This window comes from Marinobacter orientalis, from assembly GCF_004792665.1.
Taxonomy (GTDB): Bacteria; Pseudomonadota; Gammaproteobacteria; order Pseudomonadales; family Oleiphilaceae; genus Marinobacter; species Marinobacter orientalis.
In genome coordinates this window covers 18,188-31,019 of sequence record NZ_SRZX01000001.1, presented here as the reverse complement: position 1 = coordinate 31,019, position 12,832 = coordinate 18,188, and the positions used below count along the sequence as shown (strand labels likewise).

Below are 12,832 nucleotides of genomic sequence, written 5' to 3'. Positions count from 1 at the left end.
AAAGGCCCCGCAAAAGCGGGGCCTGAGACAACACAATAGCGGGAAGATGTTTACATCAGCGCGTCAATGCGATTTCTTACTTTTGGCTCGCTGTTGTACGCAGTTGCGATCGAGTTGTAGGTCGGGATATCCATGCCGGCATCCTCAATCACCGACACCATCTCGTCGTTCGCTTCCATTTGCAGTTCCTGCGCTTTCTGCTGGGAATCGGCAGCTTCAATTTTCTCCATGTACTCGTCACGGATTTCATTGATGCCTTCCTGAGCCTCGACGAACTGCTTCAGTTCCTGGTCGTTAAAATTGGTGTTCTGGGTGCCTGCAGCAGCAGGGTCGCTATAGCCGCCATCGGTATTAGCCGATTCCGGACTTTCCTGGGCGACAGCGGGGCCAGCGGCAAGCAGTGCCAGGGATGCGGTCATTGAAATGAGTAGCTTGTTCATAACTCTCTCCTTCTGCAGTGATTGGATTGCCTGCGTGTTTTACAAACAATCTTGTTGGACCGTGAATGTGGCTCTGGTCGAGCGGTAACCTGTACCGTTCAAGTCCTGTGCCAGTTTGTATAAATGCACAAAAATAACTAAATATCAGCAAGATAGACAGTTTTTGAGGTTAATGGTAAGTAATGTCTATTGTGGCTAAATGTCACATGTGGCATAGATGTGTGACACTTTGTCGGAGTTGGTTATGAAAACGACCGTGCTAACCGCGCGCGACATGTTCCGCTCACTGCGTCTGACCCTGGTACTGAGCATCGTTGTTCCGCTGATGGTGTTCAGTGGCCTTGCTATCTATGTGGGGCTTGGTGCCGTGGAGGAAAATCTGAACGAGCGTCTGAGGGAGGATCTCGAGCTTGTAGCCCGCGCTGTCAGCGGCCCGTTGTCACAGGCGATGTCTGATGGTGATGACATTGTGATGGGCGAGTCGCTCAAATCCATCTTCCGCATTGGCCGCGTGTTCGGGGCATCCGTGTTTGATGAGGATGGTCAGCAGGTCGCCAGTCTGGGCGTGGCTGACACCGATGTCACCCGCAGTGACAGTGCCGAGCAGGTCATTGCCAGCGGCGAAGTGGGTGGTGCCTTTCGCCAGGTTGATGGCGTTTCCGTTTTTTCCCAGTTCACACCGTTGATCGCTGCAGACGGCCGGATTCAGGGCCTGCTTCAGGTAACCCGCAAACGCAGTGATTTCCACGAACTGGTGGCTTCCAGCCGGATCTGGGCGGTCAGCATCTGGTCGGTGGTGTCGTTGATCGTCATTCTCGTTGTGGTGCTCGGGCACTATGGCGCGGTTGGCCGCCATGTCAGCCGGTTGCTGCAAATCATGGAGCGGATGGCGCCCGGGCGCTGGCAGGTTGACGAAGCGCCCGCCGGGCCACGGGAGCTGCGTCAGATTCACGAGGGCCTGCGTGACATGGGAGAGCGCATGATGCATGCAGAAACGGAAATCAGGGAGAGTGTCGAACGTGAGCGGGAGCTTGCGGAGCAACTCGAATACCAGGAAAAAGTTGCCATGATCGGTCGTGTGGCCGGCGGTGTCGCCCATGAACTGGGTGCGCCACTGAGCGTCATCCAGGGCCGCGCCAATATACTGGGGCGAGGCGATCTGGCCGAGGGCAACAGGCGGCACCTGAAGGATATAGAACATCAGGTCGATCGCATGACGCTGATCATCCAGCAGTTACTGGACTGTTTCCGCCATGTGCCTGACTCCCGGCGGAAGACGGATCTGGCGGCAACCACCAAGGAAGTGGTGGAGCGCATCCGTGAAGAACCCAAGTGCCAGGGGGTGGAGATTCGCTCAGAGATACCCCTGCGCCAGGCAGACATCCTGGCAGAGCCGACGCGCCTGGAAATGGCCTGCCTGAATATTATCCGTAACGCCTGCCAGGCAGCCCGTTCGCTGGTATTGGTCAGTCTTGCCGAGCGTGATGGGCTATGGGAGCTGCGAGTGGATGATGACGGTCCGGGGATAGAGGAAGCCATGCGCGAGCGGATATTCGAACCCTTCTTCAGTACCCGGGCCGCAGGTGAGGGAACCGGGCTGGGACTCGCGGTTGTGGGCAGTGTGCTCAAGGAACACGGCGGCCGGATTGAGGTAGGGTCGAGCGCTGCCGGCGGATGCCGGATGTCCACCTTCTGGCCGGTATACAGACAGAACCCTGCTGATGAGGAGGCCGGCGATGGACAGTAACCCATCTTCGATCCTGCTGGTGGAAGACGACGCCAGTTTGAGAACATTGCTGGCGGAAGAGCTTGAGGTGGATGGCTACCGGGTAAGCTGTGCCGGTACAGCGGATGAAGGCCGCAGATTCGCCCTGGAGTCCGGCGCTGATCTGATTGTCTCCGACCTCCGGCTTCCGGACGGTGACGGCCTGTCAATACTCCGGCAACTGCAGGCGGAGGGCAGGTCGGTGCCCTTTATCATCATTACCGCTTTTGGCACTGTCGACCAGGCAGTGGAGGCCCTCAAGGCCGGTGCTGATGATTTTCTTACCAAGCCGCTTTCCACTGATCATCTGAGATTGAAAATCAGGCGCTTGCTGGCCCATGCGGCCGTTACCAGCGAACTGGCCCGCTACAGATCGCAGACCAGCGAAGACACCTCACTGGGCCTGGTGGGTGAAAGCCGCGCGATGATGCAACTGAGAAACGAAATCAAGCAGGTCGCCAGAAGTCAGGCGGCGGTGCTGATCAGTGGCGAAAGCGGGACCGGTAAGGAGCTTGTGGCACGTGCCATCCACGCGGAGAGCGAGCGCAGGGACCGGCCGTTTATCCCGGTGAACTGTGCCGGTATTCCCCATGAGTTGATGGAAAGTGAATTCTTTGGTCATGAAGCTGGCGCCTTTACCGGCGCCAAGTCAGCGCGTCCGGGCCTCTTCGCGGAAGCCGACGGGGGTACGCTGCTACTCGACGAAATCGGAGAAATGCCTCTGGCACTGCAGGCAAAGCTGTTGCGGGTGCTGCAGGAAGGGACCATCAAGCCGGTAGGCGCCGACCAGGAAGAGAAGGTGGATGTGCGCATTATCGCTGCCACCCACCAGGATCTGATCAGGGCCGTGGAACTGGGGAATTTCCGGGAGGATCTGTATTACCGGCTGGAAACCCTGACGCTGGTAGTGCCACCACTCAGGGAGCGTGGGGACGATGTGGATCTGCTTGCCATGCACTTTCTGAGGGGCTCGGCCAGGCGGCACAACCGCGGTTTCCTGCAACTGAGCGAGGTGGCATCGCAGATGCTCTCCGATTACCCGTTCCCGGGCAATGTCAGAGAACTGGGCAGTGCCATCGAGCGGGCGGTGACCTTCTGCGATGGCGACGTGATCCTTCCCGAACACCTGCCCGCAAGAATCCGCAAACGTCAGACTGAGGCACCCGGGGCAAGACCCGGGTTGCCCGCAGGGAACCTCGCAGGCTGGCCCACTTTGGAGCAGGTCCAGCAGGATTATGTGGGGCAGGTTATCCATGCTGTGGGCGGCAACAAGCGGCGGGCAGCACAGATACTGGGGGTAAATCGCCGCACCCTCTATCGCTGGCTGGATAGCGAAAAGCCCGAGGCCGGTGACTGACCGCAAACAGGCCATACTGTGAGGCCCGGGCGCGGTGCTGCGATACCGGTCTGACCGTTATGTCGTTAAATTCCGGTGGAAAGTTGGCCGATTGTGACAGTTGCTCCTATGCTCTAACCAGGGTTGCGACCGGATGGCCGGTTCAGTTTCAGCGCCGGTGATACATGTAAAAAAAACTTCACATCGTATCCGAAATAAGAAATACTCAATTCGTTGCCCTGCATTAAACCAGCTAGCTAGCAACAACTAACCAAATCAACAAAAAGAGAACCGTTATGAAAATTAAAACCATAGCTACCGTTCTTACTGCAGTTCTGGGGGCCTCTTTTGCCAGCCAGGCACTTGCTGACAAGCTTGATGACATTATCAACTCTGAAACGCTGCGTTGTGCAGTGACGCTTGACTTCCCGCCAATGGGATTCCGTGATGACAATAATGAGCCGGCAGGGTTCGATGTCGACTATTGCAATGATCTGGCGGAGGCGCTTGGCGTTGAAGCTGAAATCGTAGGGACACCTTTCCCCGACCGGATTCCGGCAATCCTTTCCGGCCGCGCTGACGTGATCGTTGCCTCTACCTCGGATACCCTTGGCCGGGCCCAGGTGGTCGGCATGTCGATTCCCTATTTCGCCTTCCAGATGGTGGTCCTGACCCGGGAAGATGCCGACATCGACTCGTATGAAGATCTTGAAGGACGGCCAGTTGGCAATACCAGCGGCACCTTTGAGGCAATGGCCCTGGAAAAAGACGTAAAGAAATGGGCAGACGAGGACGGCACGTTCAGATCCTACCAGAGCCAGAACGACACTATCCTGGCAGTGGCCCAGGGCCATATCGATGCCACTGTAGTAACCAACACGGTCGCCTCTTCCACCCTCAAGGCTGGCAAATATGAAGGCCTGAAGATTGCGGGCGACGCACCTTATGTCACTGACTTCGTTTCCCTTGCCGCGAAACGTGACGAATACGGCCTCCTGAATTATCTCAACCTTTTCATCCATCAGCAGGTTCGCACTGGTCGATATGCTGAGCTTTACGACAAGTGGGTTGGTGGTGAGCCAGTCAATCTGACTGTCCCGGGCGTTTATTACTAATCATTTCTGGCAGTAATTGTCGCCTCAGTTCTTTGGCTGAAATGGAGTAGCAGATGCCTGATGTGCCACTTTCCGGACGCAGTCTAGTCACAGGTAAGGCCGAGGGTGAAGTACTGTATGCCAATGCTGGCTTGAGTTTCTGGGGCGGAATCGACCCCTCCACGGGTGACGTTATAGATCAGCATCATTCGCTGAGCGGCCAGAATGTCGCTGGACGGATTCTGGCTATACCCGGTGGAAGGGGGTCCTGCACTGGCAGCAGTATCTTGCTCGAGCTGATTACAAACGGTCATGCGCCGGCAGCTCTTGTGTTTTCAGAACGGGAAGAGATACTCACCCTGGGTGTCATTATCGCCGATACTCTGTTCGGCAGATCGATCCCGGTCCTTCATCTCGATGAACAGTCTTTCGCGAAGCTTCAGTTTGCCCGGTTTGGCCGCATTCAGGGAAGCCGCCTGCACCTGTTCGACGCTGAGCCCGGTGTCAGCCGGGACGACGTAACAGCTGACGAATCGGGTACCGAAGATACGACTGTCGAACTCGATGAGACAGATCGTTCCCTACTCGATGGCAGCCATGGCGAGGCTGCGCAAATTGCCATGCGCATAATCCTGCGCATGGCCAGTCTCCAGCGGGCACACAAGCTGATCGACGTCACGCAGGCTCATATTGACGGCTGCATCTACACAGGGCCGGCATGTCTGCTTTTTGCCAATAAGCTTAAAAACCGGGGAGCCAGGGTGCGCATCCCGACTACCCTCAATTCCATTTCGGTCGACCAGCGTCGCTGGCGAAAAATGGGGGTCGATACCGCACTCGGGGAACCCGCCAGCGCACTCGCAGACGCCTACATGGATATGGGGGCTCAACTGAGTTTCACCTGCGCTCCCTATCTTCTTGATAGCGCTCCGAAAGCTTCTGAGCAGATTGTATGGGCCGAGTCCAATGCCGTGGTTTATGCCAACAGTGTCCTTGGTGCGCGAACCCAGAAATACCCGGACTACCTCGACATCTGCATAGCGCTCACCGGCCGGGCTCCGCTGACTGGCTGCCACCTTGATGAGAATCGCCATGCAGCGGTCCGTATTGATGTTCCCCTGCTCAATGGTTCGGACGACGCTTTCTGGCCTTTGCTCGGCTACCACGTTGGCCTGCTCACGGGAGCATCAGTCCCGGTAATTTGTGGTCTTGAAGAAGCCGGGCCTGGTCTCGATGACCTCAAGGCCTTTGGTGCGGCCTTTGCGACGAGCTCTGCCGCGCCCATGTTTCATATTACCGGCGTCACCCCCGAGGCTGCGACAGTTGCTATGGCTTGCGGCGGAAAGTCGCCCCGCAGAAAGCTGCGTGTTGAACCGGTTGACCTTCTCGCCAGCTGGAATGAGCTGAACGGTGCCGAGGACCCTCAGGTAGATCTGGTGGCACTTGGTAACCCGCACTTTTCCCTGACCGAATGCGCAATGCTTGCCGAGTTGTGCAACGGGCGTACCAAGCATCCGGACGTTGTCCTGGCGGTAACACTGGGACGTGCCGTGCACGAGCAGGCGCGCGCTGCCGGATACATCGCGGTGTTAGAGGCATTCGGTGCCTTGCTGATCAATGACACCTGCTGGTGCATGCTTGGCGAGCCGGTGATACCGCCAGCCGCGCGGACGTTAATGACCAACTCGGGAAAATATGCGCATTACGCTCCCAACCTGATTGGTCGCAAAGTGCATTTTGGCAGCCTCGCTGCGTGTGTTGATGCCGCCTGCAGTGGTCAGGCCAGCGGGCAGCTCCCGGCATGGCTGGCCGTTTCTACCGAACCAAAAGGAATCTGTTGAGCCATGTTCGACTACACGTTCCAATGGGGGGCGGCTCTAAAAGCTCTTCCTGATCTACTCAACGGTGCTGTCGTCACTTTCAATACCGCAGCCCTGTCAATGATCTTCGGTGTACTGATTGCTTTGATCCTGGCGGTGATGCGGGAAACCAGGAACCCTTTGCTGAATGGAATCGCTAACACATGGGTTTCCATTGCACGTAATACGCCGGCGCTGTTCCAGATCTACCTGATGTACTTCGGTGTTGGTGCCTTCGGCTTTCATGTCAGCTCCTGGGCGGCATTGGTTATTGGAATATCGTTCAATAATGCGGGTTACCTGGCTGAAAACTTCCGCGGAGGTCTGAAGGCGGTGCCCGAGACCCAGAGGTTTGCGGCGAGGTCATTGGGAATGACTGCCTATCAAACCTACCGTCTGATAGTCGTGCCGCAAATGCTGCGTGTTGTTTTCTATCCGATAACCAATCAAATGGTGTGGGCCGTATTGATGACCTCGCTGGGTGTCATCGTCGGTCTCAATAACGACATTACCGGTGTCGCCCAGGAATACAACGTCAGGACCTATCGCACCTTCGAGTTCTTTGCTTTGGCAGCCGTACTTTATTACGTGACTGCAAAGCTGATCGTCATCGTAGCCCGGCTTCTGTCTTGGCGCCTTTTCCGTTATTGAGGACGTGAACATGTTATCCACCAGCCTCACAATGAGTGATCTGCTCTTCCTCTTACACGGAGCCTGGGTCACTCTGCAACTGACTTTCTGGGCCATGCTGCTGGGCACCATAGCCGGTGTTGTCTTCGGGCTTCTGCGCGCGCTGATGCCAAACGCTTCACGACCACTGGGGTGGGTGCTTGACGCATTTCGCAGTGTGCCATTGCTGATTCAGTTCGTTCTGTTTAATTCACTTAAAAGTATCGTCGGCCTGGACTGGAGTGCATTTGCTGTCGGCTGCATCGTGCTGGGAGTCTACTCTGCGGCGTTTTGCACGGAAATAGTTCGAAGCGGTGTTCTCGCCGTACCCATGACTGTTCGTCGTGCTGCCCGCTCACTGGGTCTGACCTACAGTCAGGATCTGCGTTATATCGTTTTTCCAATGGCGACGCGGATAGCCTTTCCGGGATGGTTAAACGTCGTGTTATCGACAATGAAGGATACAGCTCTGGTCATGTGGATTGGTATTATCGAACTGCTGCGCGCCTCCCAAATCGTCGTCACGCGCATCCAGGAACCTTTATTGGTGCTTTGCATTGCAGGGCTGATTTATTACGTCATCAGTCTCGTGGTCTCCCGCCTGGGTGCCCGGCTGGAAACAAGGTGGCAGGAAAATGATTGAGATCAATAAAGTACACAAGTCCTTCGGTGACCTTGAAGTGATCAAGGGCGTAGATCTGACAGTCGATAAAGGAGAGGTCGTATCCATCATCGGTGGATCGGGCTCCGGTAAGTCGACATTACTGATGTGTATTAACGGACTGGAAAAGATTCAGAGCGGTTCCATCAGGGTGGATGGAACGGAGGTCCATGACAAAGGCACGGATATAAACAAGCTGAGGCAGAAGATCGGTATTGTCTTCCAGCAGTGGAATGCCTTTCCGCACCTGACGGTGCTGGAAAACGTGATGCTGGCGCCACGGAAAGTTCTTGGAAAAAGCCGCGCCGAGGCCGAGGAGGTGGCAGTAAATCAACTGAACCATGTTGGCCTTGGTGACAAGATCAAGGTGTTCCCTGGCACGCTTTCCGGTGGTCAGCAGCAGCGTATGGCCATCGCCCGTGCGCTGGCGATGTCGCCAGACTATATGCTTTTTGATGAAGCGACCTCCGCGCTGGATCCCCAACTGGTTGGCGAAGTTCTGGATACGGTACGTATGCTTGCCGACGATGGCATGACCATGGTGCTGGTAACTCATGAGATACATTTTGCCCGCGACGTATCCGATCGTGTGGCCTTTTTCCGGAACGGGCTCGTCCATGAGATAGGTACCCCCGACCAGGTGATCAATAATCCCCAGAAGCCGGAAACAATCGCCTTCCTGAAATCGGTCAGCTAGAGGCACTCATGCGTTCAAACAAGATCATTCATGTGGTTAGTTGCCATGCTGAGGGTGAAGTCGGCGATGTCATTGTTGGCGGTGTGGCTCCTCCTCCCGGTGATACCCTTTGGCAGCAGTCGCGCTGGATTGCCAAAGACCAGGTTCTGCGCAATTTCATGCTCAATGAACCACGCGGAGGCGTGTTCCGCCATGTGAATCTGCTGGTGCCCGCAAAACATCCTGACGCGCAAATGGCCTGGATTATCATGGAACCGGCAGATACGCCCCCAATGTCAGGGTCCAATTCGCTTTGCGTGGCCACGGTATTGCTGGATAGCGGCATTTTGCCCATGACTGAGCCGGAAACCCGTCTGGTTCTGGAGGCGCCTGGTGGATTGATTGAAGTGGTTGCCCAATGTAAAGACGGCAAAGCCGAAAGAGTCGAAGTTCGAAACGTGACTTCTTTTGCTGACAGACTCGATGCCTGGATCGAGGTCGAAGGCGTTGGATCCTTGCAGGTTGACACTGCCTATGGCGGAGACAGTTTCGTTATCGTCGACGCAGAGCGTCTTGGATTTTCGCTGGATGCGAGCGAAGCCGCTGATTTGGTGGAAACGGGCCTGAAAATCACCAGAGCGGCGAATGAGCAGCTGGGCTTCGTCCACCCCCTGAATCCGGACTGGGATCATATTTCCTTTTGCCAGATCGCCGCGCCGTTGAAACAGGAAAATGGTGTAGCTGTTTCCACCAATGCCGTTGTAATCAGGCCCGGTAAAATTGACCGCTCTCCCACCGGCACAGGCTGTTCTGCGCGCATGGCGGTGCTGCATGCCAAAGGTCAGCTGGGCGTTGGTGAGCGGTTGATCGGGCGGTCAATCATCGGTTCGGAATTCCTCTGCCGGATCGACAGCGCGACTGAAATAGCCGGTCGCCCCGCCATAGTGCCCTGTATTTCCGGGCGCGCCTGGATCACAGGCACCCACCAGCACATGTTGGATCCGGGCGATCCGTGGCCGGAAGGCTACCGGCTTTCGGACACCTGGCCCGGGGCCTAGTGGCCACCGATAACAAACAGAACGACCCCGGATACCGGGGTCAGGCATTGAAGAGACCATAATGACTCGTTTAAGCGTGAAAGAACTGGAAGATTTGTCGCGGGATATTCTGCTTCGGCACGGGTTCAGCGTTGATCACGCTCAGGCGGTGACTGACACCATCGTGGCGGGCCAGCGGGATGAATGTCACTCCCACGGTCTGTACCGGCTGCTCGGCATTATTGAAACCCTCAAGGCCGGCAAGGTAATCCCCGATGCGAAGCCCGGCATAGTCGATCAGGCACCTTCGATTGTAAAGGTGGATGCCCGCGGCGGGTTTTCGCAATTGGCTTTCGACGCCGGTTTGCCGATCCTGGTGCAGAAAACGCGGGATAACGGCATTGCTGCCCTCGCCATCAACCATTGTGTGCATTTTTCCGCGCTCTGGGTTGAAATTGAGCAAATTACCGATGCCGGCCTGGTGGCACTGGCATTCACCCCCAGTCAGGCAGGGGTGGCGCCAGAGGGTGGTCACAAACCTGTCTTTGGCACTAACCCCATTGCCTTTGGTTGGCCCCGAGCCGGCAAAGATCCTTTCGTATTCGACTTTGCCACCAGTGTTATCGCACGCGGCGACATCGAGCTGCATCGTCGTGCCGGTAAGGAAATCCCGCCAGGTTGGGGCGTTGATATTAATGGTCAGCCGAGCACTGACCCGGGAGCAGTTCTGGAGGGTGCCATGCGGACGTTTGGCGGGCACAAGGGGTCGGCACTGGCGGCCATGGTCGAATTGGTTGCCGGGCCCCTGATTGGAGATCTGACAAGTGTCGAGTCGCTGGCCTGGGACGACGGTACGAAATCCTTACCCCATCATGGAGAACTGGTGATTGCGCTCGATCCCCGGCGTTTTCTCGGCCCGGCAGCCGATCAGCATCTGGCTCGCGCTGAAACCCTCTTCGACAACATACAGGCACAAGGCGCACGATTACCTTCACAGCGTCGCTATGCCGCCCGCAAACGAAGTCTGGAAAATGGTGTGGAGATTTCCGAAGCTCTCTACTCTGACCTGCAGAAGCTCCTGGTACAGGTCGTTTGAATGCCCCTGCCGCTTCAGGACCCCTTGAACCGGTTACTGGATCGGTGGGCTGGAATTGGCCAGACGCGACACTAGGAAAACCGGTTTAGCCGATAGGGCAGTAAGTCGGGGATCCGTTGATCCGATACCGCAGACTGGAACGCCCCGTGTGCAGCCAGGTGACTGATGATTTCCGCTGTCACCGCGGCCTGTGTGAGGCCCAGGTGGTGATGTCCGAAAGCCAGCAATACCCTGCCATCCTTGACACTGTCGATAACAGGCAGTGAGTCGGGAAGGGAAGGGCGAAAGCCCATCCAGGGCTGGGCTTCGGTTGTATCGAGATCGCTTCTGAAAAGTCCGCGGCTGAGTTTTTGCAGTTGCCAGGCTCGCTCCATATTGGGCGGCCGCTCGAGGCCAGCAAACTCAACCGTCCCGGCCAGCCTCAGCCCGTCATCAAGGGGGGTCATGATGAAGCGGCGTTCCAGAGAGGTTACCGCGACGGGAAGGCGGTCTCGCTCATTGGGAAGCATCAGGTGGTAGCCCCGCTCGGTATCCAGCGGAACTTTAGTGCCGGTCAGAGCTGTGGTGAGGGGGGCTGAATAGGCACCGCAGGAAATGAGAACTTTTCTGGCGCTGAACCTGGATGAGTTTTCCGCCTGTAATATGACACCATCAGAGCCGACCTGGCCCGATATTATGTTTTCCTGTGCAAATGTAACGCCGTTGGCCCTGGCTGCCTGCGCCAACATGTTAACAACCTGGAAGGGATTGATGACGTGCGCTGTATCCGGGAAAAACAGACCGCCCCGAATGTTTTCCGACAGCTGAGGCGCAACGCCTCTGATAGCGTCACCATGCCAATGCTCCACCGCCACGTGCTGAGTGTCCATGCGCGACCGAAGCGCCTCCAGCTCCGCGGCAGCTTCTTTGTTCTCATAGACCAGGAATGAGCCATCTTCCTTGAGTAGATACCTGCCATCCACGGAGTTGAGAAGTCGGCGCCAGGCATCCAGGCTGTGCTGGTTCAGAGTGCGAATTCCGGAGACGCTGGCGTTGTAGGGAGCCCGGCGGAGATTCCAGAGTAATCTGGTGAACCATGGCAGTGACCTGGGAAGATAGCGCCAGTCCAGTCGAAGAGGCCCCATGGGATCCAGCAACATTGCGGGCAGCCGCATCAGAATTGATGCATCGGCTATAGGGAAAACCTGCTCCGTCGCCATATGGCCGGCATTGCCATAGGATGCCCCCATGCCCGGCGCCTGACTGTCCAGCACCAGAACTTTCAGCCCTTTCTGACTTAGCGTCAGGGCGCAGGCTATACCTATGATACCCGCGCCAACAATGGCGATATCGGGTTTGGAGCTGGAGTCCCCATTGGCCTCATGCTGCATAGCCACAAATTCCTTAAAAATGTCGTCGATAAATAGTATACAATATAACCTTGCTGGCAGGGAGGCAAGGAACAGGGTTGCCTATTTCGTATATAAGATATAATATTTCGGTTTTTGAGAGTGCGTCCCTTGCCCCTTAACCCGATCAACGCTCCAGACCTCAGCACCGCCCCTTCGACATCCGAAGTGATCGTCAAACACCTCCGTGAAGCCATCATCGCCGGCAAACTCGACGAAGGTGAACCAATACGTCAGGACGACATCGCACAGATGTTCAAGGTCAGCAAGATACCCGTTCGCGAAGCGCTTAAACGCCTGGAGGCCGAAGGCCTGGTTATGTTCCAGCGTTACAAGGGAGCGGTTGTGACCAAGATCTCCGAGCCGGAACTGGCGCAAATGTTTGAGGTTCGCGTGTTGCTTGAGGTCAAGGCGGTTCGTTTGGCCCTGCCACACATGACCGAAGCGACCTTTGCTCAGGCCGAGCGAATCTGTCAGGAATTCATGGATGAAAGCAATGTAGGCCGCTGGGCCGAACTGAACTGGGAGTTTCATGCCTGCCTTTACGAACCTGCCCAGCGTCCGTTTCTGATCAGTCTGATCCGCTCAATTCATGACAAGGTAGAGCGCTATCTGCGCCTACAAATGGCGCTGTCGGACGGTAAGGAAAGAGCTGATCGTGAACATCGCGCCATTATCGAGGCTTGCCGTGAAGGGGACGCTGACAAAGTGGCCGATATGGTTGAGAGACATCTCACCGGCGTCTGTCAAACTCTGTATGAGCACCTGCCCGATAATCGCTACACGCACCACGGGTAATCATCCCGCTGGC

Annotated in this window: 12 protein-coding genes; 10 read left to right on the top strand and 2 right to left on the bottom strand. The window is 56.4% G+C overall.

Going from position 1 to position 12,832, the window contains the following annotated elements:
- Positions 1–50: 50 nt before the first annotated feature.
- Positions 51–440, bottom strand: coding sequence for a DUF4168 domain-containing protein (locus DIT72_RS00155; protein ID WP_135953200.1), 390 nt, complete (start codon positions 438–440; stop codon positions 51–53).
- Between the two features lie 244 nt (positions 441–684).
- Here DIT72_RS00155 and DIT72_RS00150 point away from each other — a divergent pair, with 244 nt between their 5' ends.
- The 9 genes from DIT72_RS00150 (at position 685) to DIT72_RS00110 (ending at position 10,633) form a co-directional block, all read left to right on the top strand.
- Entirely contained in the window at positions 685–2,187 is a 1,503-nt protein-coding gene (locus DIT72_RS00150) for an ATP-binding protein (RefSeq protein WP_228260683.1), read from the top strand.
- Positions 2,177–3,562: a sigma-54-dependent transcriptional regulator gene (locus DIT72_RS00145; RefSeq protein WP_135953199.1), complete on the top strand. Its 1,386-nt coding sequence runs from the start codon at positions 2,177–2,179 to the stop codon at positions 3,560–3,562. The genes DIT72_RS00150 and DIT72_RS00145 overlap by 11 nt, the downstream gene beginning before the upstream one ends.
- Before the next feature lie 275 nt (positions 3,563–3,837).
- Positions 3,838–4,656, top strand: coding sequence for an ABC transporter substrate-binding protein (locus DIT72_RS00140; RefSeq protein ID WP_135953198.1), 819 nt, complete (start codon positions 3,838–3,840; stop codon positions 4,654–4,656).
- A gap of 53 nt (positions 4,657–4,709) precedes the next feature.
- Positions 4,710–6,476 (top strand): cis-3-hydroxy-L-proline dehydratase, encoded by a 1,767-nt coding sequence (gene lhpI, locus DIT72_RS00135; RefSeq protein ID WP_135953197.1) that lies wholly within the window; start codon positions 4,710–4,712, stop codon positions 6,474–6,476.
- Positions 6,477–6,479: 3 nt separating this feature from the next.
- Positions 6,480–7,145, top strand: coding sequence for an amino acid ABC transporter permease (locus DIT72_RS00130; RefSeq protein WP_135953196.1), 666 nt, complete (start codon positions 6,480–6,482; stop codon positions 7,143–7,145).
- Positions 7,146–7,155: 10 nt separating this feature from the next.
- Positions 7,156–7,806 (top strand): amino acid ABC transporter permease, encoded by a 651-nt coding sequence (locus DIT72_RS00125; protein WP_135953195.1) that lies wholly within the window; start codon positions 7,156–7,158, stop codon positions 7,804–7,806.
- Positions 7,799–8,521: an amino acid ABC transporter ATP-binding protein gene (locus DIT72_RS00120; RefSeq protein ID WP_135953194.1), complete on the top strand. Its 723-nt coding sequence runs from the start codon at positions 7,799–7,801 to the stop codon at positions 8,519–8,521. Before DIT72_RS00125 ends, DIT72_RS00120 begins: the two co-directional genes overlap by 8 nt.
- An 8-nt stretch (positions 8,522–8,529) precedes the next feature.
- The gene (locus tag DIT72_RS00115) at positions 8,530–9,558 is read left to right on the top strand and encodes a trans-3-hydroxy-L-proline dehydratase (protein WP_135953193.1); all 1,029 of its coding nucleotides are present in this window, start codon (positions 8,530–8,532) and stop codon (positions 9,556–9,558) included.
- Positions 9,559–9,619: 61 nt separating this feature from the next.
- Positions 9,620–10,633, top strand: coding sequence for an Ldh family oxidoreductase (locus DIT72_RS00110; protein ID WP_135953192.1), 1,014 nt, complete (start codon positions 9,620–9,622; stop codon positions 10,631–10,633).
- 71 nt (positions 10,634–10,704) lie between these two features.
- On the opposite strand, the gene DIT72_RS00105 is transcribed toward DIT72_RS00110, so the two are convergent.
- A complete protein-coding gene (locus DIT72_RS00105; RefSeq protein ID WP_135953191.1) occupies positions 10,705–12,003 on the bottom strand; it encodes an NAD(P)/FAD-dependent oxidoreductase in 1,299 nt (432 codons plus the stop codon).
- Positions 12,004–12,147: 144 nt separating this feature from the next.
- On the opposite strand from DIT72_RS00105, the gene DIT72_RS00100 reads away from it, so the two are divergent.
- Positions 12,148–12,819 (top strand): GntR family transcriptional regulator, encoded by a 672-nt coding sequence (locus DIT72_RS00100; protein WP_407657960.1) that lies wholly within the window; start codon positions 12,148–12,150, stop codon positions 12,817–12,819.
- Positions 12,820–12,832 lie beyond the last annotated feature (13 nt).

What these genes read in the sequence shown, in the direction of transcription:
- DIT72_RS00150 (WP_228260683.1), top strand. Translation starts at nt 685, where the DNA reads ATGAAAACGACCGTGCTAACCGCGCGCGACATGTTCCGCTCACTGCGT.
- DIT72_RS00115 (WP_135953193.1), top strand. Translation starts at nt 8,530, where the DNA reads ATGCGTTCAAACAAGATCATTCATGTGGTTAGTTGCCATGCTGAGGGT.
- DIT72_RS00110 (WP_135953192.1), top strand. Translation starts at nt 9,620, where the DNA reads ATGACTCGTTTAAGCGTGAAAGAACTGGAAGATTTGTCGCGGGATATT.
- DIT72_RS00130 (WP_135953196.1), top strand. Translation starts at nt 6,480, where the DNA reads ATGTTCGACTACACGTTCCAATGGGGGGCGGCTCTAAAAGCTCTTCCT.
- lhpI (WP_135953197.1), top strand. Translation starts at nt 4,710, where the DNA reads ATGCCTGATGTGCCACTTTCCGGACGCAGTCTAGTCACAGGTAAGGCC.
- DIT72_RS00105 (WP_135953191.1), bottom strand. Translation starts at nt 12,003, where the DNA reads ATGCAGCATGAGGCCAATGGGGACTCCAGCTCCAAACCCGATATCGCC.
- DIT72_RS00140 (WP_135953198.1), top strand. Translation starts at nt 3,838, where the DNA reads ATGAAAATTAAAACCATAGCTACCGTTCTTACTGCAGTTCTGGGGGCC.
- DIT72_RS00145 (WP_135953199.1), top strand. Translation starts at nt 2,177, where the DNA reads ATGGACAGTAACCCATCTTCGATCCTGCTGGTGGAAGACGACGCCAGT.
- DIT72_RS00125 (WP_135953195.1), top strand. Translation starts at nt 7,156, where the DNA reads ATGTTATCCACCAGCCTCACAATGAGTGATCTGCTCTTCCTCTTACAC.
- DIT72_RS00120 (WP_135953194.1), top strand. Translation starts at nt 7,799, where the DNA reads ATGATTGAGATCAATAAAGTACACAAGTCCTTCGGTGACCTTGAAGTG.
- DIT72_RS00155 (WP_135953200.1), bottom strand. Translation starts at nt 440, where the DNA reads ATGAACAAGCTACTCATTTCAATGACCGCATCCCTGGCACTGCTTGCC.